17 protein-coding genes are annotated in these 24,156 nt (G+C 58.5%); 9 read left to right on the top strand and 8 right to left on the bottom strand.

Annotation, left to right across the window (positions count from 1 at the left end; translation table 11 throughout):
* Positions 1–85: 85 nt before the first annotated feature.
* On the bottom strand, positions 86–1,168 hold the full coding sequence (locus ACZM8Y_RS07130; protein ID WP_489501689.1) for an ABC transporter substrate-binding protein: 1,083 nt from the start codon (positions 1,166–1,168) through the stop codon (positions 86–88).
* 275 nt (positions 1,169–1,443) lie between these two features.
* On the opposite strand from ACZM8Y_RS07130, the gene ACZM8Y_RS07125 reads away from it, so the two are divergent.
* A complete protein-coding gene (locus ACZM8Y_RS07125) occupies positions 1,444–1,623 on the top strand; it encodes a hypothetical protein (protein ID WP_482331363.1) in 180 nt (59 codons plus the stop codon).
* Between the two features lie 44 nt (positions 1,624–1,667).
* On the opposite strand, the gene ACZM8Y_RS07120 is transcribed toward ACZM8Y_RS07125, so the two are convergent.
* Positions 1,668–2,510 carry a class I SAM-dependent methyltransferase gene (locus ACZM8Y_RS07120; RefSeq protein WP_479859802.1) on the bottom strand — a complete coding sequence of 281 codons (843 nt, stop codon included), beginning with the start codon at positions 2,508–2,510 and terminating at the stop codon, positions 1,668–1,670.
* Between the two features lie 11 nt (positions 2,511–2,521).
* Between ACZM8Y_RS07120 and ACZM8Y_RS07115 the strand changes: the two genes are divergently transcribed.
* The gene (locus tag ACZM8Y_RS07115) at positions 2,522–2,731 is read left to right on the top strand and encodes a hypothetical protein (protein WP_489501687.1); all 210 of its coding nucleotides are present in this window, start codon (positions 2,522–2,524) and stop codon (positions 2,729–2,731) included.
* Positions 2,732–3,517: 786 nt separating this feature from the next.
* Here the strand turns inward: ACZM8Y_RS07115 and ACZM8Y_RS07110 are convergent.
* Complete coding sequence (locus tag ACZM8Y_RS07110; protein WP_308770958.1) at positions 3,518–3,952, bottom strand: acyl-CoA thioesterase; 435 nt, start codon at positions 3,950–3,952, stop codon at positions 3,518–3,520.
* On the opposite strand from ACZM8Y_RS07110, the gene mltA reads away from it, so the two are divergent.
* From mltA to ACZM8Y_RS07075, 7 genes are all read left to right on the top strand, one after another.
* Entirely contained in the window at positions 3,947–5,236 is a 1,290-nt protein-coding gene (mltA, locus tag ACZM8Y_RS07105) for a murein transglycosylase A (protein ID WP_482331356.1), read from the top strand. The two genes, ACZM8Y_RS07110 and mltA, sit on opposite strands and share 6 nt — an antisense overlap.
* A gap of 1,138 nt (positions 5,237–6,374) precedes the next feature.
* Positions 6,375–6,758: a desulfoferrodoxin family protein gene (locus ACZM8Y_RS07100; RefSeq protein ID WP_308770960.1), complete on the top strand. Its 384-nt coding sequence runs from the start codon at positions 6,375–6,377 to the stop codon at positions 6,756–6,758.
* 1,349 nt (positions 6,759–8,107) lie between these two features.
* The gene (locus ACZM8Y_RS07095) at positions 8,108–8,569 is read left to right on the top strand and encodes a succinate dehydrogenase/fumarate reductase transmembrane subunit (RefSeq protein WP_489501686.1); all 462 of its coding nucleotides are present in this window, start codon (positions 8,108–8,110) and stop codon (positions 8,567–8,569) included.
* An 11-nt stretch (positions 8,570–8,580) separates the two neighbouring features.
* A complete protein-coding gene (locus ACZM8Y_RS07090; RefSeq protein ID WP_337431294.1) occupies positions 8,581–10,452 on the top strand; it encodes a fumarate reductase flavoprotein subunit in 1,872 nt (623 codons plus the stop codon).
* Positions 10,453–10,613: 161 nt separating this feature from the next.
* Positions 10,614–11,399, top strand: a complete 786-nt coding sequence (locus ACZM8Y_RS07085; RefSeq protein ID WP_302554607.1) for a fumarate reductase iron-sulfur subunit — start codon at positions 10,614–10,616, stop codon at positions 11,397–11,399.
* Between the two features lie 682 nt (positions 11,400–12,081).
* Complete coding sequence (locus tag ACZM8Y_RS07080) at positions 12,082–13,395, top strand: malic enzyme-like NAD(P)-binding protein (RefSeq protein ID WP_482330483.1); 1,314 nt, start codon at positions 12,082–12,084, stop codon at positions 13,393–13,395.
* A 180-nt stretch (positions 13,396–13,575) separates the two neighbouring features.
* Positions 13,576–14,943 carry an SLC13 family permease gene (locus ACZM8Y_RS07075; protein ID WP_482330482.1) on the top strand — a complete coding sequence of 456 codons (1,368 nt, stop codon included), beginning with the start codon at positions 13,576–13,578 and terminating at the stop codon, positions 14,941–14,943.
* 1,298 nt (positions 14,944–16,241) lie between these two features.
* Here ACZM8Y_RS07075 and ACZM8Y_RS07070 read toward each other — a convergent pair.
* The 5 genes from ACZM8Y_RS07070 to ACZM8Y_RS07050 all read right to left on the bottom strand — a co-directional run bounded on the left by ACZM8Y_RS07070 (position 16,242) and on the right by ACZM8Y_RS07050 (position 23,694).
* A complete protein-coding gene (locus ACZM8Y_RS07070; RefSeq protein ID WP_482330481.1) occupies positions 16,242–17,285 on the bottom strand; it encodes a symporter in 1,044 nt (347 codons plus the stop codon).
* Between the two features lie 343 nt (positions 17,286–17,628).
* Positions 17,629–17,823 (bottom strand): hypothetical protein, encoded by a 195-nt coding sequence (locus tag ACZM8Y_RS07065; protein WP_482330480.1) that lies wholly within the window; start codon positions 17,821–17,823, stop codon positions 17,629–17,631.
* Positions 17,824–17,955: 132 nt separating this feature from the next.
* Positions 17,956–19,866, bottom strand: coding sequence for a TIGR04326 family surface carbohydrate biosynthesis protein (locus tag ACZM8Y_RS07060; protein WP_479859778.1), 1,911 nt, complete (start codon positions 19,864–19,866; stop codon positions 17,956–17,958).
* Between the two features lie 603 nt (positions 19,867–20,469).
* Positions 20,470–21,468 (bottom strand): thiamine-phosphate kinase, encoded by a 999-nt coding sequence (thiL, locus tag ACZM8Y_RS07055; protein ID WP_302553510.1) that lies wholly within the window; start codon positions 21,466–21,468, stop codon positions 20,470–20,472.
* On the bottom strand, positions 21,469–23,694 hold the full coding sequence (locus tag ACZM8Y_RS07050) for an ATP-dependent helicase (RefSeq protein ID WP_482330489.1): 2,226 nt from the start codon (positions 23,692–23,694) through the stop codon (positions 21,469–21,471).
* Between the last annotated feature and the right edge of the window lie 462 nt (positions 23,695–24,156).

Here is a 24,156-nt window from a genome sequence, read left to right as displayed (position 1 = left end):
AGAATCATACCGGTTTTCCCAAAAGTAAGCCGGCCCTCCTGTTGCGGAGGGCCGGCAAAGGCAGGGCAGAGGGAAACCGGGAATGCTACTTGTAGTCGGGGATGGGCCGCTTGACCAGCTTGAGGAACTTGCCGGTGGCGTAGGAGCCGTCCTTGACCACCTTCAGCTCGTCGGGCGTGATCCGGCCCACGCCGGCGAAGAAGGCGGCGATGTCGGCCATCCACTTGGCGGCCTTGCTCTGCCCCTTGGAGTCGTCGAACAGGGCGAGCTGCTCTTCAAGGTTGAAAACGGGGTGCGTCTTGATGTCGAGCGCGGCCATTTCCGGCGTAAAGCTCTTGCCCACGAATTCCTGGAAGAAGCGGCAGTATTCCGGGGCGAGGGATTCCGGGGTTTCCTTCTGGAGCATGTTGGCGGAACGCAGGAACACGCGCAGGAACTTGGCGACCAGTTCGGGGTTGGCGTCGCAGAACTTCTTGTCGCCCATGAGCACGGTGGGCAGGCCCACGCCGCAGGTATTGGGGGTTCCGGCGACCTTCCAGCCCTTGTCCATGCCGAAGAACATGTGCGGGGCCCACAGGCAGACGCCGTCGCCGATGCCGCTGTCGAACGCCGCGAGGCCCTGCGCCTGATCGATGTTCTTGATGGTTACGTCGCTTTCCTTGAGGCCGAGCACGCGGAGCCAATGGCTCAGGGTGAAGTGGGGGGAAGACATCGTGGTGATGAGGAACGTCTTGCCGCGCACGTCGTCCGGGTGCCCGTACACTTCCGGGTAGTCTTTGTTATAGCCCTTGGTCTTGAGGATGGGGCTGTCGGGGAGGAGCAGGAGGGCGTTGGTGTAGGATTCGTCGTTGGTGACGGCGATGGTGTACGTCCCGTAGCGGAGCGCGCCCATCATGCCGGGCACGGCGCCGGTTCCGGCGAGCACCCATTCCCCGGCGGGGAGGGCGTTGAGCTGCGCCATGCCGGACGAGAAGAGGAGCATTTCAATATCCAGCCCTTCCTCTTTGTCCCATCCTTTTTCTTTGGCGTACCAGATGAGGAAGGCTTCGTGTTCGTCAAGCCACGCCGTACGGAGCTTGACCGGGGCCGCCGCGAATGCCGCACAGGAAAACGTGATGAAGAGGGCAACAGCAAGGAAACTCGTAAGCACTTTGAACCATCGTTTCATAAGAAACTCCTTTATGTATGAGGTTCCAGTCCGTACAGCCAAAGCATGTTTCCGGCAAAAGGATAAAGGAGGGAGGCCCCTCTTTCCGCAAAAAGATAAAGGGTATCGTTTGACACTTAAGGACAGCCGATTGTTTCTTGATGGATAAAAAAGGAAAAAGCCTGTCCTGATAAAAGAGATGATGCGTTATAGATAGGAATAGACGAATTGAATAACCATGTCTTATGAGAAAATGCCAATCTATATCGAGAAACGGCCAAAGGAGGCTCAGGAAGATGCCTGCATTGATGAAAAGTTGGGACGGGGCGGCGGGGATGGGGGAGAAAGGGCGGAAGAAAAGGGAAGGGCTTCTTAGATGGAATAATAAAGAAGGACGAGCGAGGGGCATCCAGATGGTGCGGCCGGCAGGGGGATATGACGGCACAAAAGAAGTCGGCGGCGGGAAATCATTGTAGGGCTTTCCCACTTTATTGTTTCTGCAGTAGCTTTTGGGATGGCCTTAATCGTTACTGCATTCAAATAAAAACATTTCGCATTCGCTATTGGCGGCAATCTCTTTTTGGAAAGAAGAATAGGTCTTCACATCCTTAAATCCCATTTCCTTTAAATACTGTTCCATCTCCCCAAATGTATACAGATGCGTTTGAAAATCCATCCGCTCGCTTCGCAAGAGTTCCGTCCCGTTGTATAATTCATATATTCCCGGAGAAAACTGTGTCTGAGTTTGCACGTCATACTGGTTTTTGCTTTTGAGGATGAGGTCAAACCCTTCTTTTGTCTTTACGGAAAGGGATATTTTGTAATCGCTGTCGTCGGGGCACCTGTTGGCTATCGTATCAACGGCAAAAACAAGCTTGCCTTTTGGGGACAGCATTTCCTTCAAGGCCGTCAAAATGGTTTTGCACAGCCCCATATCTGTAAAGAGCGAAACCGATCCTGAAGAAATAAAGATATAATCAAAATGTCCTTGAGGGGAGTATTCCCTTATATCGGCACAGATGGCCTTTGCATTGGGAGCCTTCTGTTTCAGCTTGCCCAACATTTCTTTCGACGAATCTATTCCGCTGATATCAAAGCCTCGCTCCATAAAGGGAACAAGGAACCGGCCGCTGCCGCAGAGGGGCTCCAGGATTTTCTTGTCCTTCCCCGCATAGGAAAGGTAAAAGTCCAGTTCGTCTTGCGGGGTTTTTTCGTGTAAGATTTCGTACATTTCAGTACATAAAACGCCATAATAGTTTTGTTTGGCTTCACTCATTCCGGTACCTCGGATGATGTTGTTTTTGGCTGTGCCATTAGGCAATGGCTGATGCTTCCTTTTTTGAAACCCCAAAGGAGCAACCAATAAAACGCCTCATGCATGGGGTACGCCTCTCCAGAGGCGGCGCGGGGTTCGGCTACGGCATAAAACGCCTCAGACATGGGGTACGCCAACAAAAAAACTGGATAACAAGGCTGTTTTTTACCATGCCGTGGAGCAGAACCAGCCGCATCCTATGGCAGGGCCTTGTTTCGATCCATGCGGAGCCCGCCTATGGCTTGGAGCGCCAGGCCATGTACTTGTAAGGGAAAGATCCCGGTTACGGTGCCCAAATGTTGATCGTATACGCCGTCGTTTCCGTTCTTCCAGCCTCGGCTGTCGGTGCAGCGGAGCCATACGCGGTGTTGGCGGGCAGCGCGTGTTCCTTCCCTCTGTTCCATCTACCCTGCGCCCTTTATCTGCTTGGTGTTCCGTGGAGCAGAACCAGCCACATCCTATGACAGGGCCTTGTTCCGATCCATGCGGAGCCCGCCTATGGCTTGGAGCGCCCGGCCATATACTTGCAAGGGAAAGATCCCGTTTACGGTGCCCAAATGTTGATCGTATACGCCGCCGTTTCCGTTCTTCCAGCCCCGGCTGCTGGTACAGCGGAGCCATACGCGGTGGTGCTGGCGGGCAGCGCGTGTTCCTTCCCTTTGTTCCGCCTGCCCTGCGCCCTTCATCTGCTTGGTGTTCCGTATAAGCCAGCGCCATGAATTCACGCCCTGCATCAGCCTATTTCACAGAGCCATCCCGAACGGGCGGCAGGGCCGCCTGACAAGTGAAACAGAGCCGGGGCTTCTGGTGTATGCGAGGCAGCCCCACCCGCGACTTTGTAAAGCGTTTCTCTCAGGGGGCTTTGGCGCACACAAGGAGCCTGCTGTTCCTCCGTCTTCTTGAACTTCATGAAAAGCGGGGCTTCTAACGCGCACAAGGGGGCCTGCCGTTTTCCGGTGCCCCCTGAATACGGGGAAACAGGGCGGGGCCTTCCGGCATCCTTCCAGCCGGCCCCCGTTTTGCGGGCAGCCCTTCCCGTTGTCCGGGCAAAGGGGCTATTCGGGGATCTGGAACGGTTCCCCGCGCATGAGCCTGACGAACCATTCCGGTGGGCGCACGGGGCGCCCGTCGCGTCCGGTGCAGGCGTGTTCAGTCATGCCTTCGGCAAGCAGGGTCTTGCGCTCGGCGTCCATGACATTGTACACAAAGACGAGAGAGGCGCGTCTGACTTCGGCTATCCCCGCGCGGATATGGATCAGATCGTCATATCGGGCGGGCCGCCTGTAGCGGCACTGGGCTTCGCGTACGGGCAGCATGATGCCGAGGCGTTCCACCTCCGCGTAACTCATGCCCATCTCGCGGATGTACTCGCTGCGTGAACGTTCAAAGAGGTGCAGGTATTCCGCATAATAGAGATACCCCATCGTATCGGTTTCTCCATAGGAGACGCGGTGGGCGAGCCAAACATCGGGGGTGGGAAAATCGTGCATGAACAGCATCCTTTGCTGAAGGTTCCACAAAAACGCGGGGCGGGAACGGCGGTTCTGGCCGCAGCCGCCCTTGCCCTCGGCCTGTTGGCGGGGTGCGCAGCCTCCCTTCCCGCCCCGTCCGTTCCGGTTCGGGACGTTGCGGGCGATCTTGTCCCTGAGGGTGACGGGCAGGCCGCCGTGCTGGCGGGGAAGCTCGATCGCGCCGGGCAGCGCCTGCATTCGTGGAAGGAGCTGGCCCCGGCCCTGCGGGCCAGCCGGGCGCATATCGCCGGGCGTGAGCCCGGCCAGGTCGCGGTGGCGCACGGCGATGTGGCGGTGACGTGGGGCGATCTGGCCAAGACGCTGGATTGCCTTGAGGCCCTGCTGCCCCGTCTCGACGCCGAGCCCGGCCTGCTGGCGGAGCGGTTCCGCTGGGTGAAGCTCAAGGATGGCGCGGCCTTTTCGGGATACTATGAGCCCGTCGTCAAGGCAAGCCGTACCCGCAAGCCCGGTTATACAGCCCCGCTGTACCGTGTGCCGCCGGATCTGCGCGAGCTGAACCTGGGGGGCTTCAAGAGCGAGCTTATCGGCCAGCGCATCGTGTACCGCATGGAGAAGGGGAGGCCCGTTCCTTATTATACGAGGGCCGAAATCGACGGGCTGGACGGCAGGCCCGGCGTCCTGCGCGGCAAGGGGCTGGAACTGGCATGGCTGCCCGATCCTGTGGACGCCTTTTTCCTCCAGGTGCAGGGATCGGGGCGGCTGCGTTTTGAGGACGGCAAGGAGATGCCCGTGCGCTTTGCCGGTTCCAACGGCAAGCCGTACCTGAGCATAGGGCGGTATCTCGCCGATCAGGGGGAAATCCCCACCGGGCAGGTGAGTATGCAGTCCATCCGGCAGTGGCTGCGCGATCACCCGGAATCGCGCGACGACCTGCTCCGGCGCAACCAGCGCTACATCTTTTTCCGCGAGGGGCCGGAAACCTCTTCCGGCAGCATTACGTCCGGCCCTGTAGGGAGCATGGGATCGCCGCTCAGTTCGATGGTCTCGCTGGCTGTGGATCGCACGACCTTCCCGCTCGGCTCGGTGCTTGCCTTTGATGTGAATATTCCTGATCCGTCCTCCCCCGTGGAGGAAGGCCCCGTTTCGACCACGCCGCTTTTCGGCATCGGGTTGGCGCAGGATACGGGAGAGGCCATCAGGGGGCGCCGCGTCGACCTGTTCTGCGGCAAGGGCGCAAGGGCGGCCTATATCGCGGGGCACCTCAACGGCCCCGGTGAAATCTGGATGCTGCTGGCGAAGTAACGCTTGTTTCGGAAGAGATTGGCCCCGTTCCATGAACGGGGCTTTTCTTTTGGCGGTGTCAGAGGAAATGGCGGTTGATGCTTTTTTCTTTGGCTGTGTTTAAGTTTACGGTTGCTGATTTTTTCAATGAAAATCATGAATAGATAAAAGCTCGTTTCACGTCTAGTGATGTGGGCCTCTCTCATTTTTTGTTCATTACATGAAATCCAGTCTTGAAGAATTGTTGCGAGACCTCCAGATAATCTCCAAAGAACTCTTCCTTTCCAGTTGGAATCTTGTATCAACCACAAACTTAAACACAGCCTTTTTTTTGAAGTTCCAAAGGGATAACCAATAAAATGTGGCTCTGTCATAGAAAAAGGTTGTATTTTCACAGTATGGTGAAAATACAACCTTTTTCTCTTGTTTTCCCACTAAAGGACTCCATAGCGCGAGACACTTTATTGGTTATCCCTTTGGAATTTCAAAAAAAGATAAATAAAAATAAAAAAATAAGGCTGTGCCATAGAAAACGGTTGATGCTTTATTTCCTTGAAATTCCAAAGAAATAATCAATAAAATCCCCCAATCACAGAGCCCACCAGCGGAAAACTTGGAGAAAAAGCATATATTTTCAGTATATTGCCGAAACAAATAAAAAACAACCATGTACTATGACAGAGCCTAAAATGTTTTAACTGTGGATTCCGCCGATGGGAAAACCGGATAAAAAAGCTGTACTTTCAGCGTGCTGTGGAGATGAAGCAACCACATGCCATGACAGAGCCTTTGCTGATGGGCTTTATGATTGGAGATATGTTAGTTGGTTATTCCTTTGGAACTTCAAAAAATGAAGCATCAGCCGTTTCTCTGGCACAGCCTTTGGAAAATCCATAGCTGGTGAATTTCATTGAGCATTTATTTTAAATTTCAAGAGACGAAATGCTGGCCGAATGGCTGTGGCGAAACCTTTCTTTTCGACAAAGGGAGGAATCCCTTATTGTTAGGGCATATTGTGGAAGATTCGGGGCGGAGGCCGCCGAGGTGGGGTGGACTATGGACAAAAGAGAAAAACAGGAATAGTATTTTTTATCATTAACTCATTAACGATGTCCCCGTGTGGACAATATATGCAGCCTCGCTGCGAAGGAGCTTTCCCATGACGTACCGTTATCAGCTTTATAAGTGCCCCATTTGCGGAACCGTGACTGAAATCGTGCATGATGGCGTCAGCGCCATGATCTGCTGCGGCAAAACGATGGAAGTTCTTGACGACCGCGAACCCGTTGGAACCAGGGAATCGCACATGCCCGTCGTGGAAGCCACGGAAAAGGGCTGCAAGGTGAGCGTGGGCTCCAAGCTGCACGGGATGGAAGCCGATCACCTGATCGAATGGGCCGAAATCCGCACCTCCGATAACACTGTGCTGCGCAAGTACTTCAAGGCCGGAGAAACCCCGGTCGTCGAATTCCCCATCCCCTTTGATCAGGTTGTGTTCGCCCGCGCCTACTGTAATAAGCACGGCGCTTGGCGTGCGAAATAGCCCTGTCGTGCTCTGATTTGTTGAGCCCCCTGTTCCACGGAATAGGGGGCTTTTCGTTTGGCTCTGCCACAGGCAATGGTTGGTGCTTTCTTGAAGTTCCAAAGGAACAGCCAAGAAGATGATCCGTCATGAAGCCCGCCGACGGAAAATTGGGTAAAAAGGCTATATATTCACTGTATTGTGGAAATGAAAACAACCGCATCCCGTGACGGGGCGTTTCGGCGGGCGGCATCCGTATAGCCGCCCCTTGGATTGGGCAAGTGTAAGGAGAAGGCTGTGCTATGGAAAGTGGTTGATGCTTTTCCCCCTGAAGCTCCAAAGGAATAACCGGCAAAATGCCCTAGCCGTGGATCCCGCCAAAGGGAAAACTGGAAAAAGGCTGTATTTTCACCGTACTGTGGAGATGAGGCAGCCACATGCCATGACAGGGCCAAGGAGAAAAAAGCCACCCTTTGTGATGGGTTCACAGAGGGGGGCCGCCTTATATGGGGGAGCTGCGTTGCCGCTTGATTTTGAAGTCAGGCGGATATGGTTTTCCCCTTATCCGGGCGCATCGCCAAGCCGCGGCCTCGGCCCGGCGAAGTTTCCTTCATAACATACGCCATGTGGCTGCATACGCTTATGGAGGAGGGCCGGAGGGCCGTTCTTGAGGCAGTGCCGCACTTTCTTGGGAGGGGTTTGCCAACATTGTAAAACCGTCTCCCTCTGCCGGGCTGCTCTTTTTTGTTCATGGGACATGGAGAATAACCGTGTAAAAAGGGGAGGTTCGCTGCATTCCCTTTTATCTTGTGAAGAAGGGCGTCATTCCCTGAAAGGATTTGCGGCAAAGAAAATATGGAACGAAAAAATGAGTAAAAATACAATATTACATGACATGGTAATAAAAATTGTTTCTATGTTGTTCTCTAATAAGTATAAATAACAAAAGTTCTTTCTAGGGCAATTGGCTATATTGTTCGAGCGCACAAATAACACTTGGTTGACAGAAAAAGGAAAGTATCCTTTAAACTAGATAGGAATGCCGTTATACTTCAATAAGAAGTAAAGGAAGTTGATGCTTGCGGCGTCAGCTTATGGCGGAACTGGCAAAGGAGTTGCGAATAAGGAGAAGCGGAAGGAGTTGTAAGGTCTTTTTTATTATTTGAGGAGGGAATCTAAAGATGGCTCAGGCGAACATCACTTCACACGTCAGACTGCGCAGTCATATTTCAGGATACACCGATGTTATACAGATGTTGACCGGTGTCCTTCTCTGCTGTTTTGTGCTGATGCATATGGTACTTGTTTCAAGCGTCATCTTGAGTCCGAAGATAATGGACTCTCTGGCAGTATTCCTTGAAACATCTTATTTGGCGCAGATCGGCGGGCCAATCATTTTGCTTGTCATGATCCTGCACTTTATTCTCGCTGCACGGAAAATGCCGTTCAGTCCGCTGGAACTGCGCGAGTTCTGGCGTCAGGCCAAGATGATGCACCATATGGACACGTGGCTGTGGCTGGTGCAGGTCGCCACCGCGATCGTCATCCTTGTTATGGCCAGCGCGCACGTCATCAACGTCCTGTCGAATTTGCCCATCTCCGCGAACAAGAGTGCGGCGGCCATTCAGGGCGGCATGGTTCCTTTCTATCTGGTGCTGTTCGCCGCGTTGGATCTGCATATCGCCATCGGCTTGTACCGTATCGGCGTGAAGTTCGGCATCCTGAACCGTGAAAACCGGTTGAAGTGGCGCAAGTATGCCCTCTATCTCGTTATCGGTCTGGCACTGCTGAGTCTGGCAACCCACTACAGCTTCGCCACGATGGCCATCTAAGGGAGGGCGTCATGAGAACGATTTATTCCGACGTGTTGTGCATTGGCGCCGGGCTCGCCGGCGAACGCGTGGCCCTCGCCGCGGCTATGGAAGGTTTCCACACCATCTGTCTTTCCGTCGTCCCTCCGCGCCGGTCGCATTCCTCGGCGGCGCAGGGCGGTATGCAGGCGGCCCTCGGCAACGCCGTCATGGGCAAGGGCGACAGCACCGACATCCACTTCGCCGATACCGTGAAGGGTTCCGACTGGGGCTGCGATCAGGAAGTGGCCCGCATTTTCGCGGACAGCGCGCCCATCGTCATGCGTGAAATGGCCCACTGGGGCGTGCCGTGGAACCGCGTCGTCGCGGGCAAACACATCTACTATAAGGGCGGCAAGCCTTTCGAGGCCGAAGAGGAGGAAAGCAAACACGGGCTCATCCACGCCCGCGCCTTCGGCGGCACCGCGAAATGGCGCACCTGTTACACGGCTGACGGCACGGGGCGTTCCGTGCTGAACACCCTCGACAGCAAATGCCTCCAGTACGGCGTGGAAATCCACGACCGTATGCAGGCTGAAGCCCTCATCCATGACGGCGAGCGCTGCATGGGCGCGATTGTCCGTTCCCTGCGCGACGGGGAGCTTGTCGCCTACATCGCCAAGGCGACCCTCATCGCCACAGGTGGGTACGGGCGCATCTACCGCGCCACCACCAACGCCGTCATCTGCGACGGCGGCGGCCAGATCTGCGCCCTGAATACCGGCGTCGTGCCCCTCGGCAACATGGAGGCCATCCAGTTCCATCCCACAGGCAGCGTGCCCACGGACATTCTGATGACGGAAGGCTGCCGCGGCGACGGCGGGACGCTCCTCGACGTGAACGAGTACCGTTTCATGCCCGACTACGAGCCGGAGAAGGCCGAACTTGCCTCCCGCGACGTGGTTTCCCGGCGCATGACCGAGCACATGCGCAAGGGCTTCGGCGTGAAGAGCCCCTACGGTGATCACCTGTGGCTGGATATCCGCCACCTCGGCGAGCACCACATCACGACCAAGCTGCGTGAGATCTACGACATCTGTACGCATTTCCTCGGCGTGAACCCCATCCATCAGCTTATCCCCGTGCGCCCGACGCAGCACTATTCGATGGGCGGCGTCCGCACGGACAAGGACGGCCGCGCCTACGGGCTCAAGGGGCTGTTCGCCGCCGGTGAAGCGGCGTGCTGGGATCTGCACGGCTTCAACCGTCTGGGCGGCAACTCCCTCGCCGAAACCGTGGTTTCCGGGCGTTACATCGGCAGCAAGGTGGTTGAGTATCTCAAGGGCTCCGAAAGCGTGTTCAAGACCGAACCCGTCAACGATGCCCATAAGCTCGTCGCCAAGGCCATTGACGACATCGTTTCCTGTCGCAACGGCAAGGAAAATTGTTTTGAGCTCCGCAACGCCATGCAGGACGTCATGATGGACGACGTGGGCATTTTCAGGAATGCCAAGGATCTCCAGAATGGCGTCGACAGGCTGCTTGAGCTTTCCGAGCGGGCCAAGCACATCGGCCTCTACGGCAGCGTGAAGGGCTTCACGCCGGAGCTGTCCATGGCCCTGCGCGTGCCCGGCATGATCAAGCTGGCGCTCTGCACCGCCTACGGCGCGCTCCAGCGCACCGAATCCCGTGGGGCGCATACCCGCGAGGATTTCCCCGAACGCAACGATGCCGAATGGCTGAAGCGCACGCTCGCCTACTGGAAGGAAGGCGACTCCCTGCCCACTCTCAAATACGAAGACGCTTCTCCGTGGTTCGAGCTGCCTCCGGGCGAGCGCGGCTACGGCGGCGGGAAGATCATCCCCGCCGAAATCCCCGCCGACAAGATCAAGACCAAGGAGCAGGCGGAAGAAGCCATCAAGTAACTCGCGAAGCGTTTGCGGGGGAGGGGAGAAGGGCCCCTTTGAAAAGGGCCTCCTTCTCCCCTCCCCCGGCCCCTCCTCTCATCCCCCTAAACTTTTTGGCTGGTGGGGAGGGTTCGCGAAGGGAGATCAGAACAACCATTTTCAGTAGATGAGGAAAGAGCATGAGTCGCAAATTGCATATCGAGGTGTTCCGGTACAATCCGCTTGATCCCGCCTCCGTTCCGCACATGCAGTCTTTTCATGTGGAAGAATACAACTCCATGACCCTGTTCATCGCGCTGAACATCATCCGCGAACAGCAGGATCCGAGCCTCCAGTTCGACTTCTGCTGCCGCGCGGGCATCTGCGGTTCCTGCGGCATGGTCATCAACGGGCGTCCCGGCCTCGCCTGCCATACCCAGACCCGTGATCTGCCGGATCACATCGTCCTGCATCCCCTGCCGGTCTTCAAGCTGCTTGGCGACCTGTCGGTGGATACGGGCGTATGGTTCCGTGAAGTGGGCCGCAAGATCGAGGCGTGGGTTCACACGCAGGACAAGGCGTTCGATCCCCGCGCCGAAGAAAGGCGCATGGAAAACGAGCTTGCCGAGCAGATTTTCGAGCTCGACCGCTGCATCGAATGCGGCTGCTGCATCGCGGCCTGCGGCACGGCCCGGATGCGCAAGGACTTCCTCGGCGCGGCGACCATCAACCGCCTCGCCCGTTTCTACATCGATCCCCGCGACAACCGTTCCGAGGACGAATATTACGACGTGATCGGCAACGATCAGGGCGTATTCGGCTGCATGGGCCTCCTCGGATGCGAAGATGTCTGTCCCAAGAAGATTCCCCTCCAAGACCAGCTCGGCATCATGCGCCGCATGCTGGCCCTCAAGTCCGTCAAGGGCATCCTGCCCAAGGCCCTGTACGAAAAGTTCAAGGGCTGCGGATCGCACTGTCACAGCTAAAAAGATGGGCCTCCGGCGGCAAGGGGCTTACCGCCCCTTGACCCCGTCCGGGGGGCGAGCCGCCCCCCGGACCCCGGCACAATCGGAATGGCTCTGTTCAAGTTTACGGTTGATAAAGAGAAAGGCTCTGTTATCGTTTATGGTTGTTTTATCTCCACAGTGCGGTGAAAATACAGCCTTTTTCTCCGGTTTTCCCCTTGGCAGGATCCACTGATAAGGCATTTTGCCGGTTATCCCTTTGGAACTTCAAGGAAAAAGCATCAACCATTTTCTATAACACAGCCATCGGAATTGCTGAAGCGTGTTGCCTCGGATCGGCAGGAGGAACGGTACGCCGTTTCCCCTGCGCCGGAGGGAACGGCATGGGGGCTTTTGTCCCTGGCTGGTGCGGGGCCGATACGGCTGGGAGGGCTGGGGGCCACCCTTTGGGCGGGGTTAAGGTTGGTTGTTCCGTCTGAAGAACGTCGTGATAACCTTATGGGAAAAAACGTGATAAGTTGGGATGTTGATTTTGCGTTTTTGAGGGAATTTGTAATTTTGTTGACGAATATGCAGCAGACTCTTGGAAAGAGTTATCACGCCGCCCGGAGGCGAGTTTTCGTGCCGCGCATCATCCGTCGGTGCGGTTCGCACCCTGCCGCCTGAGGCGTCGCCTTTCACCTCTATTTAAAGGAAGGTACATATGGCCTTGTTCACGCGGGAAGAAGCCCTTGAATACCACCGTTCCCCCCGTCATGGGAAAACCGAAGTGGTGCTGACCAAGCGCTGCGAAAGCCAGAAGGATCTGTCCCTCGCCTATTCGCCGGGCGTAGCCGAAGCCTGCAAGGCCATCGCGGAGGATCGGGCGCTGGTATCCGAATACACCGGGCGCGCCAATCTGGTGGCCGTGATCTCCGACGGCACGGCCGTCCTTGGGCTCGGCAACATCGGGCCTTACGCCGCCAAGCCGGTCATGGAAGGCAAGGGCGTCCTGTTCAAGAATTTCGCAGACATCGACGTGTTCGACCTGTGCCTCAAGACGGGCAGCGCCGAAGAGTTCATCGCCGCCGTAAGGACGATGGAACCCACGTTCGGCGGCATCAACCTTGAGGACATCAAGGCTCCCGAATGCTTCATCATCGAGGAGGCCCTCAAGAAGGAAATGGGCATCCCGGTGTTCCATGACGATCAGCACGGCACCGCCATCATTTCCGGCGCGGCCCTGCTCAACGCCTGTGAACTCACGGGCCGCAGGATTGAAGACGTGGCCGTCGTGGTGGTGGGGGCCGGCGCGGCGGGCATGGCCTGCGCGCGGTTCTACTGCGCGCTTGGGGTGAAGCGCGGGAACATCCGCATGTTTGACTCCAAGGGGCTTATCCACAAGAAACGCCCGGATCTGGCCGAATACAAGCTGGAGTTTGCGCAGGAAGACGATCTTGGGAGCCTCGCGGACTGCATGAAGGGGGCGGATCTGTTCCTCGGCCTTTCCACTAAGAATCTGGTTTCGCGGGATATGGTGCGCTCCATGGCTGACAAGCCGGTGCTGTTTGCCATGGCGAACCCTGATCCGGAAATCGCCTACGAGGATGCCAAGGCGGCCCGCCCGGACTGCATCATGGGTACCGGGCGTTCCGACTATCCGAACCAGATCAACAACGTATCGGGCTTCCCCTACATTTTCCGCGGCGCACTTGACGTGGAAGCCACGGAAATCAACGAGGCGATGAAGATCGCCGCCGCCGAAGCCCTCGCCGCGCTGGCGAAGGAGCCTGTCCCGGCGGAAGTCTGTTCCGCCTACAATGTGGACAAGCTCGAATACGGTTTTGATTACATCATCCCGAAGCCGCTTGATCCGCGCATTTTGACGCGCATCACGCCCGCCGTCGCCAAAGCTGCGATGGATACGGGCGCTGCCCGCAAGCGTATTGAAGATCTCGACGGATACGCCCGTGAACTGGAACGGCGCGTAAAGGCCTCGCACGATCGCATCCGGCCGTTCGTCGCTTCTTACGAATAAAAAAATGCCCGTCCACGCCGTTGCAGCGGAGCGGGCGGGCGCCTCATCGGGGAGGGCGGCCGCGTTTTGGGAGGAACAAGGCCGCCCTTGGGAAGCGTTTCCGTCAAAGGCATCACCAGTTTGATGACTTTCATACACTAACTGTTTTCGCTTTTTTGGCAAGCAGGGGAGAATGTTTGTATGAAACGGCTCATGTGGGGTTTCTTGGCTCTGTTGATTGTTGCGTGTGCGGGCGTTTATCTGTCCGGTGGGATGGAGTGCTTTGCGGCCTCGTCCGGGACAGCGGGCGCCGCCGTTCCCGGCGACCACACCAAAGCGTATATTACTCTCGGCATCCTCGCCGTCGCCGCGCTGCTGTTCGTTACGGAAGCGCTCCCGCTGCCCATCACGGCCATGCTCGTGCCCGTGGGGCTTTCCAGCACAGGCGTTTTGACCTCAAAAGTGGCGTTCAGCTACTTCGGCGACAACACCGTGGTGCTGTTCATGGCCATGTTCATCATCGGCGAGTCGACGTTCGTCACCGGTTTTGCCGACAAGGTCGGCCAGATGGCCTTGAAGCTGTCCAAAGGCGATATGAAGAAGCTGCTGCTTTTCTCCATGATCGCTGTCGGCGGCTTGTCCACCGTGCTTTCCAATACCGGAACCACCGCCGTGGCCGTCCCCATGATCATGGGCATGTGCGCCTCCGCCAAGGTCGCGCCGAGCAAGATCCTCATGCCCGTGGCCTTTGCGTCGTCCCTCGGCGGCACCGTGACCCTCGTGGGCACGCCCCCCAACGGCATCGTCAACTCCATGCTCGATCAGGTAGGCATCCCGCCGTTCGGCTTCTTTGAGTTCGGCAAGTTCGGCCTCATCCTGTTCGCCGCCGGAATGCTGTATTACTGGGCCTTCGGTTATCGCCTGCTTCCTGAGGACAAGGGCGGCGAAGACCATTCCTTCGGTTCCGAACTGAAGGAGCGCCGTACCGGGAAAATGCCTTACTCTATGGGGATATTTGTTTTCGTGGTCATCATGATGGTGACGGAAATGCTGCCCCTGACGACCGCCGCCGTGCTCGGCGCGTGCCTTGTGGTGGCGACCCGCTGCATGACCATGAAGGAAGCGTTCCAATGCATCGACTGGGTAACCATTTTCCTGTTCGCGGGCATGCTCTCCATGTCCGCCGCCATGCAGAAGTCCGGGGCTGCCGCGCTGGTGGCGAACGCCGTGGTTTCCAACGTGTCCGGGCCGACCATGCTGCTGTTCGTGTCCTGCGCGCTTACCATGCTGCTCACCAACTTCATGTCGAACACCGCGACAGCGGCCCTGATGGCCCCGCTGGCCCTTCCCATCGCCGTCGGCGGCGGCATTTCGCCCCTGCCGCTCATGATGGGCATCTGCATGTCCGCCTCGGCCTGCTTCCTGACCCCCATCGCCACGCCTCCGAACACCATCGTGTTGACCCCCGGCCGCTACACCTTCCTTGATTATCTGAAGGCGGGCTGGCCGTTGCAGCTTATCAGCCTCGTGCTGTGCGTGTTCGTCATCCCGATGCTCTGGCCCTTCTAGAGCGTTTTCACGCTGAAAATGCTCTTCCGACTGCGGGAAGCAGGCGGCCTCTGTGAAGGCATAGGCACAATGTATTTGCACTGTTCAATGCCGGAGCGGGTATTTTAACACTGTAAAACGTTAAAGCCCATTTGCTCTAGCCCCAAACCGCGGCGTCCTGCCCCAACCGGGATGCCGCATCTTCCCTCCCCCCGGACATTCCCCTTTGGCAAACCGCAAGGGGAATGTCCCCTCCTTGGAGGGGAGGACAGCGCCTGTCGCCCCCCGTGCGGCAGGCGTTGCGTTTTGGGCTCAGGGAAGGGAGTGGGGAGCCCCCCAAGCGGGTTGGGGCGGGCTGTTCAGTGCGGCGTAATGGGCAGAAGAGGGGGGCTTCCACTTTTAGAAGAACAGCGCTTTTTCTTTGCCTCTGTTACAGTATGCGGTTGCTTTTCAATATGATGAAAATACAGTCTTTTCCTCAAAATTTTCCGCTGATGGGGCCCCATGACTGGGGCATTTATTTAGAACGTTTCCACGTTGAAAATGGCTCTGTTATAGTATGTGGTTGTTTCATCTCCACAGTGCGGTGAAAAATACAGCCTTTTTTCCAGTTTTCCCCTTGTCGGGATCCACTACTAAGCATTTTTTCGGTTATCTATTTGGATTTTCAAGAAAAAACATCAACCATTTTCTATAACACAGCCTTGGAAATACTCTTCCGGCTGCGGGAAACAGGCGGTCGCTGTGAAGGTATAAGCATCATTTATTTGTGTTGTTCAATGCCGGAGCGAGTGTGTCTTACACTTTAAAATTGTACATTTTTAAAGTTCATTTGTCCTAGGTTGTACCGTTGATTAGATATAATCTATTGAAAATATTGAACTGTTCTTTCAAAATGCAAAAAGATTATTTTTAATAGTTTCAAGTAGTTATATAGCAAGGTGACACGCCCTAGTTACTCCTTTGGAATTTCAAAAAATAAAGCATTGACCGTTTCCTATGGCACAGCCTTTTTGAAGGCTGTGTTATAGAAAATGGTTGATGCTTTTTCCCTGAAGTTCCAAAGGAATAACCAACAAAATACCGTAGCTGTGGATTCCGACGATGGGAAAACCGGATAAAAAGCCCGTATCTTCACCGCGCTGTGGAGATGGAACAACCACTATATAGAGCCTTTTTGAAAGACTTCTCCAATGAGGCTGCGGGGGGATTACGGGGCGTTACATCGCGGACAGGGATTCCGTGGCAGGGGGATGGCACGGAGATGGGGCTGTTTCCCATTCAAACCGGGAATGCGATCCGTGTGGGCGCGTGCCCTGTTATTTTTTGAGCCTGTCTTTGACGCGGACAGGCAGTTCCGAGAGGAGTTCGGCGTGTTCCTCTTGGGGGATCAGCCGCTGGGCGGCCTGCATACGGGCGTGTTTTTTCTCGTGGAAGTCGTGGAGGCGCTGGATGATGCGGTCGTCGCGCCGTCCTTTGAGCCATATCTGGGCGGCGTTGACGATGTTCTGGAAGATGGAGTAGGCGGCCAGCAATACGGACGCGATGGGGTCGAGATACTGAAAGGTCAGCCACATGGGCAGGATGATGTTCTTTTGCGCCAGCGCCTGCCCTCCCGCGATGCGGCGGTGGAAGCGGGAACCGATGGATTTGCCGAGGATGAAGTTGGCTGTGCAGACGGCGATCCCGGCGAGGGCAAGGAGGAGTTCGAGCCGGTAATCCTTTTCGCCGGGCTTCAGGAGCTGTTCAAAGGTGCCTGCCATAAGGATGATGAGCATCCCCGCCCACAGGTAATAGGCCAAGATGCCCCAGCGCAGCAGTACGGCGTTGGCTTTGGGGGCGGCGTACTGGATGAACCACGCGGCCAGCAGGGGCAAGAGCATGGTGGGCCCCACACGCATGAACACGTTGAACATGGTTTCGAGGAAGGGCGTGTCGATCTGTCCCGTGGCGATGATCGGCAGGATCAGCGGCGCGAGCACGACGATGGCGAGGTTGCTCAGGAAGGCATAGGCCGCGAGGAAGGCCACGCTGCCGCCGAGCATGCCGGTGATGATGGCCGCCGCCGTAGCCGTGGGTGTGAGGGCGGCCATGCATACGCCCTGCGCAATGGCCGGATGCCACGGGAGCGTCAGCGCATAGAGGCCAAGGCTCATGGCGACTTGAAGGCCCATCAGGATGAGGTGCAGGGGGTGGAACCGCAGATCGCGCGGCGAGATGTTGCAGAAGGTCAGCAGGAGCATGGAGGCGAGGAGCCACGGCGCGAGCCATGTGAACTGTGAGAAGAAACTGTGCCCCACGGCCCCTACGGTGATGGCGATGAGGAGTGTCCATTGTTTGAGCGCGCGCAACAGCTTTTTCATCCCAGACAACCCCCCTTTGTGCCCGTTTGAAGAAAGCGGGCATGAAATGCCTCCACCATACATAACGGCCCAGCCCTTATCAAGGAAGAACCGTCTGGGAGGCATTCGCTTCCGCAATGAAAATCGCATTTCAACTATCTGAAATTCAAAATGAATTTTTTAGAAATCATCGAAAAGGCGAATGCCTCTCGTCTGGGCTTTATTTTACTTCATTTAAGAAGAGTTATAAAAATCACAGGCGGTTTTGGAGGGGGAGCCGTCTGGGGCAGTCCGCTTAAGGCAACAGGAAGGGGGGCTGAATGCCCCCCTTTTTATCATTGGCCCTGTATCGTTTGTGGTTGTTTCATCTCCACAGTGCGGTGAAAATACAGCCTTTTTCTCCGGTTTTCCCCTTGGCGGGAGCCACGGCTAAGGCATTTTGCCGGTTATCCCTTTGGAGCTTCAAGGAAAAAAGCATCAACCATTTTCTATAACACAGCCTTGTCATTTCCTGCTTGCCGTCATGGGGATTGGCGTCGGCCTCGGCGAGCGTTTTCACGTTGAAAATACGCTTCCGGCTGCGGGAAGCAGGCGGTCGCTGCGAAGGCATAAGCACCATTTATTGGCGCTGTTCAATGCCGGATCGGGCGTGCCTTAAACGTTCACTGCAACATCTTAAAATTAAGTTGTTCTAGAGCCCCAAACGCTCCTTCCATCTCGGCAGTTCGGGGTTGAGGGCGAGGTAGTCGGGCGGCAGGTCGGGGGCTTTGGGAACGGCGAGGGCGGCGGCCACATCCTTGACCGTGCGGACGTTGACCACGCCGGGAAGCCCCTGCAAGGGGCAAAGATCCACGTCGTCCTCGGCGGCCTGCACCAGCACGGGCAGTTTGCGGAAAGCGGCCTCCAGCGCCACGGTGGTGGAGTTGGAAGCCCAGACCACGGTGTCCGGCGTGAGGAAGTTCCCGATGGGGCCGTCCACGACGCTGGGCGGCTCGGCGGCGCCGTACAGGTTCTTGAGGCGTTCGGCTACGGGCAGGTAGGGATGCGGCTTGACGACGACTTCCCAGCCGTCCAGTACCCCGGCCTTGGCTGAGGCCGCCAGCGCGGTGAGGTGGGCGTCGGTTTCATCGGCGAAGAAGCTGGTGACGACGAGCAGGCGCGTGGGCTTGGCGGGCGTCTCCGGGGCGGCTTCGGCATCGGGCTTGGGCGTGAGGTAAAGATACCGCAGGGCTTCCACCAGTGCGGTACGATCCTTCGGCATGTGCCCGGCGAGCAAGGCATCCTGTGCACCGGTCCCGTTGCACAGCCACAGTTCGGGCATGGCCCGGCGGCAGGCGGGATCGTTGATCATACGGGGATCGTCGAAATAGCGGAAGTCCGTGGGGCGCACCGTGGAATGCTGCGCGCCGTAGACCGGCCCGGCGTCCGCGTCGTGCATGGACTGGCAGAGCATACGTTCCCACGGGCAGTTTTCCTGCGGGAAGGTCGTCCAGTCCTGCGGCCCGGCCCATTCCGCATAGCGGCGGAAGGCTTCGCGCATGAGGCAGCGTTCCAGCGCCCGCCAGCCTCTGGTGGAATCGGCCCAGTTGTCTTTCAGGACGGGCCAGAGATCCATCCGGGAGCCGGGGAAGCGGAACAGTTCCCTGACCTGCGGCTCCACGGCCCGGCTGGAGAGCAGGAGCTTGCCGAACCGCACAAGGCTCTTGGCGATGTCGCCGTTGGTGAGGAATTCTTCAAGGAAGTGGAACGAAGCGCCGTCCTGCCCGTTGGCGCGGAAGCGGTCGCGCAGCTTGATCGCATCGGGGAAGGAACACTGTGGGGCCGGGAAATAGATGAAGACCCAGTTCACGCGGTTGGGCTTGCCGTCGGCGGGCTGGAGGGCGTCATGGAGCTTTTCCCAGTAGCGGGAGCGGAACCGCCCGTTCTTGGCGGCGGCCATGTCGATGTTGGGGAAGTAGGTTACGATGCTCGCGGGCTTCACGCCTTCGGGCAGGGCGGGCCGGGAAAGCGGCGTGCGCGGCAGGCGGCGGCGCACGATCCACAGCCACGCCGGGAAGCGTACCAGCGCCTTCACCGGGGCGGGCAGGCGGTAGTAACAGGCTTTGAGCCTGGCCTTCAGGCCTTCCGGCTGTGCCGCTTCCGCGCCGCCGATACGGTGCACGGCGAACTCGCGCCCGGCAGCCTTGCAGAAGCGCCCCAGGACGTCTTCCATCCACGGGTCGGCCCCCGCCGCGGCGTGCAGCTCCAGCCGGGTGACGCCCTTATCGTCCATCAGAAGCTCAAGGGCGCGCAGCTTCAGCGCCGGGAACAGGTTGTGCGTCACCTTGGGGTGCTTTTCCACCAGCGTGGAGCACCACCACATGGACAGGTTGTCGTCGGCGCGGAGGTGTTCTTCCAGCAGCTTGCCGTCGATCCGGGCACAGCCCGTTTCGTACGTCCATGCCGCCAGCTCGTCACGGATGGGAAACAGGCGTTCGTTCAGCTCCACGGGGATGGAGATCTGCCCGTCGGGGACGCTGCCCTTGTCCCATACCGCCACCAACGCCTCGGACGGCGTGCCCTTCGGCAGTTCCGTTTTGTTCAGCAGGATGAGTGTAGCCATAGAAACCCCTTTTGAAAGGAATGGTTGCCATAATCGGTGAGAGACCTTTCCAGAGGAAGGCCGGCCTTCCCCTTCTCCAAAACTGCCCGCTTGGTTCGCCCATCCTCTTCAGGTTGTGTCGCCAGTTAGATATAATCCACTGAAATCATTTAACTATTTTAAAGCCGCGAAAAGATTGTTTTTTAATAATTTCAAATAATTATATCTAAAATGAGATACGCCTGGCCGTCCACCGGCGCGGAGGGGCAAACCGCTCCGGGCGCAGTGGGAAAGAAAAGCGGCATGGGATGATGGCAGCCCGTTCCGGGAACGGTGGGCAATGGAAAGAACCTGCTTCCCAGTTTCGTACAAAGCGGGATTCGTGTCCACAGGAACAACCGGAGGCGCCCCGCCCGGAATCCCACAACGGCACCCCCTTGCCAAGCAGACGTCAACGCCTTTTCCCACCCCTAAAAACATGACACTGGAAAAGCCTGCGGACAGGGATTCGATAAGCGCAAAAGTCTTTGGAAAGGGAGGGATGGGGTTTGGGGAAGGGAGGGAAAAGCTTTTCTTCAGAAAAGTTTTCCCTCCCTTCCCCAATCTCCCCCAAAGCCATTTACTCTAGCCCGCGAAATGATCAAACCCGCCGGACACGGGGACGCCGTCAACGCGGATCACGCCGCCTTCGGTGACTTTGCCGAGCATGGTGGTCTCGGCGTTGGCGACCATGACGTGTACGGCAAGTTCGGGCGAGCACGTCCCGATGAGCGCGTAATCCTCGCCGCCGAGGAAGGCGTGCCGCCTGGCTGCGGCGACGGGATCGGCCTCGCTGCGGGAACGCATGAAGCGGAGGATTTCCGTGTGCGGCATGGGCATGCCGATGTCCGCGCCCATGCCCGGCCCGACCAGCCGGGGCAGATCGCGGGCGAGGCCGTCGGAAAGATCCATGAGCCCAAGCCGCCCGCAGGCGGGATCGCCTTTCTCGCGTCCCCAGTCCGCCGCAAGGCGCGACAGGCGCATGCCTTCCTTGAGGCGCGGGGCGGGGCGCAGGTGCGCCTCGCAGGGGATGGGCCACCCGTTGAGGGCGGCGCGGCCCTGCTCCTCGAAAAGCATCAAACCGACGCGTGCAAGGCCCGTCCTGCCGATGAGGAAAATAACGTCGCCGGGCTGCGCCTCGCCGCGCAGGAGCGTCTTTTCCGCCTGCCCGAATACCGTCAGGCAGAGATGGAGCTTGTCGGCGCGGGAGAGGTCGCCGCCCACGAGCGGCACGGAAGCCTGGGCCGCCAGCTCGGCCATGCCCGCGCACAGGCCGTCCACAAGGGCCATATCCGCATCGGGCGGCAGGGACAGGCCCACCGTGAACCCCATCGGCCGCGCCCCGTCGGCGGCGAGATCGCTCAGGTTGACGGCAAGGGCCTTCCAGCCGATGTCTTCCGGCGTGAAATAGGAACGCCGGAAATGCACGTCCTCCATGAACAGATCCGTGCTCACGCACAGCGGCCCGGAAACGCCGAGCACGGCGCAGTCGTCGCCGCGCCCAAGCAGCACGTCTGGCCCTTCGTTGGGGAAATGCGAGGCGATGCGGGCGAGGATGTGATCCTCGGAAACGAGATCGGACATTTATTCCTCCAGAGTCAGAAACGCGCTGAGAATGACCTTGAGCCCGAAGCCGGGGAAGTTGACCCGGCATTTGTCGGGCGGAAGCTGTTCCACGATCTTGCCGCGCCCGAATACCTTGTGCCGGCAATAGCCGCACCCCGCGCCGCCCTTGGATGCGGCCTTATCGTTTTTGGCATCTGGGATGACCGGGGGCGGGAACACGCCTTTGACGCGCCCGGCGTTGGGGCTGGGCAGTTCGCGGGGAATGCCCGGAGAAGGCCGCGAAAAGGCGGGATCTCCGGCAAAGGATGCGCTGCGCTTGGAGATGCGGCCCGTGTAGCCCTCCTGCCACTCCTCAAGGGCGCTGAACGGCAGTTCGCGCACGAAGGGGCTCGGCGTCGCGGGCTCATTGCCGCCGTTCTGACGGCTGTAGAGCGTGGCGGGCACGAACAGCTCCAAATCCTCGCGGGCACGGGTGCAGGCCACGTACATGAGGCGGCGTTCCTCCTCGAAGTCTTCGGGCCGCACCAGCGCGTGGCGCGAGGGGAAGCGATCCTCGACCAGATCGAGCAGGATGACGGCGTCCCACTCCAGCCCCTTTGACGAGTGGATGGTGGAAAGCACCACCCGGCCCGCCTCATCGAACTCGTCGGCCTCGTCCTCCGGCGTTTCCAGCGACAGATCCGCGACGAACTGTTCGAGATCGGTGTAGGCCGAGGCGATGTGCGCGAGTTCCGAAAGGCCCTGCTGACGGCGGGGCCAGTCGTCGGGGAAGATGGCCTGAAGGCGGGGCGTGTAGTGCTCAATGACCATTTCGATGAGCGCGGCGGGCGTCAGGTTGTGCTGGCGCAGCTTGTCGAGCAGCAGCATGTCCGACCACAGATCCGGATATTTGGTGCAGGCTTTGCGCAGCGCGTCGAAATCGCCCTGTGCGGCGACATGATAGATTTTTTCGGCGGTTTTGGTCCCCACGCCCTTGGACAGCCCCGCCACGCGCTCGAAGGAGGGCATGTCCAGCGGGTTGATCGCCAGCCGCACGAACGCCACCACGTCCTTGACGTGTACGGCTTCCGCATAGCGCAGCCCGCCGTATTTGCGGAATTTGACGCCGCGCTTGGAGAGCGCGACCTCAAGGTGGTAGGACTGGTAGCCCGCGCGGAACAGCACGGCGATTTCCTTCGCCTGATAGCGGTCAAGCAGCTCTTCCACGCGCGCCGCCACCACATTGGCCTGCGTCAGGTCGCTCATGGGGCGGACGAGGCGCACGCGGGGCGTTTGGGGCGTGTTTTCCCTGGTCGTGAACAGGTTTTTGCGGAAGCCCTCGGAGGCCGGGGCCAGCACCGCGTTGGCGACGTCGAGCACGGGCTGGGTGGAGCGGTAGTTCTCCTCAAGCCGGATGACCCGCGTTCCGGGGAACAGCTTGGGGAAGTCAAGGATATTGCGGACGTCCGCGCCCCGGAAGGCATAGATGGACTGGGCGTCGTCGCCCACGGCCATGACGTTGCCCGCTTCCCCGGCGAGGAGCCGCACCAGCCGGGCCTGAACGCGGTTGGTGTCCTGGTACTCGTCCACCATGATGTAGCGGTAGCGCTCCCGGAACCGCCCGGCAAGCCCTTCGCGCCCCGTTTCGGGATCGCCTTTGAGCAGATCCTCAAGCTCGAACAGCAGGTCGTCGTAGTCGAGCAGCCCATGCTGGCGGCGGTAGCCCCGGTATGCCTCTCCGATGCTTTCCAGCGCATCGGCGTGGGGCAGCAGGTGCTGCGCGTCGCGCTGGAGCACGTCGCCGATGGAAATTTCCTTGTTCCGGGCCTTGCTGAGGAGGCCGATGATGGTCTGCGTTTTGGGGAACGAGCGGTCGCCCTTGCCGATTTTGAGCCGTTCCTTGCACTGCTGGATGGCGGAGGCGCTGTCCGCCGAGTCCATGACCGTGACCGGGCCTTCGGCCCATGCGGGCCTGTACTGGCGCAGCACCGAGAACGCGAAGCTGTGGAACGTGCCGCCGTGGACGCCGCCGATGCTGTAGCCGAGCAGATCCGTGGCCCGGAGCAGCATTTCGCGGCTGGCCTTGCGCGTGAACGTGAGCAGCAGCATGTCGCTTGCCGGGACGCCCTGTTCCGCCAGCCACGCCAGACGGTGGACGATGGTGCGGGTCTTGCCGCTCCCCGCGCCCGCGATGACCAGCACCGGGCCGTCCGGCGCGGTCACGGCTTCAAGCTGGGCCGGGTTGAGTGTCGAAATGTCTATCACAGGAACTCCGTGGGAAGGGGATGCCTCCGGGGGCCGGGCCGCCGCCCGAACCCGCGCCTTCCGGCGGGCCGGGGAAACCGCTTTGCGCGCGATGCCCGCAAGGTTCGCAAGCCCGCCTGACGGCCACGGCTTCGCCGCCCCTTGGGGCAAATTCCCCCAATTTCCTCAGGGCCGCCGCAATGTTCCGAACCGGAACACCGTTTTCCATACCATTGCGGCATCCCTGAAGGCGTCAGGCATCCTCTTCGCCGGGTTGGTTTCGAGAAAAAGCGTGCCCCATAAAAACACAAACGCCCCCAAAACACAAAAGCCTTAGGAGCGAGAAACGGATTTCCACTCTTGGGTGCCGCACCCTGCCTTTAGGGTTTTCAAGGCCCGATGCGGGAACGCCTGCCCGCATCCACAGGGAAGGCATGCAACAGGGATTCGATAAGGGCGAAAATCTTTGAAGGGGATGGGGGT

The organism is Bilophila sp., assembly GCF_057864385.1.
Note: the sequence above shows the minus strand (reverse complement) of the source record. Positions and strands in the feature narration are given on the sequence as shown.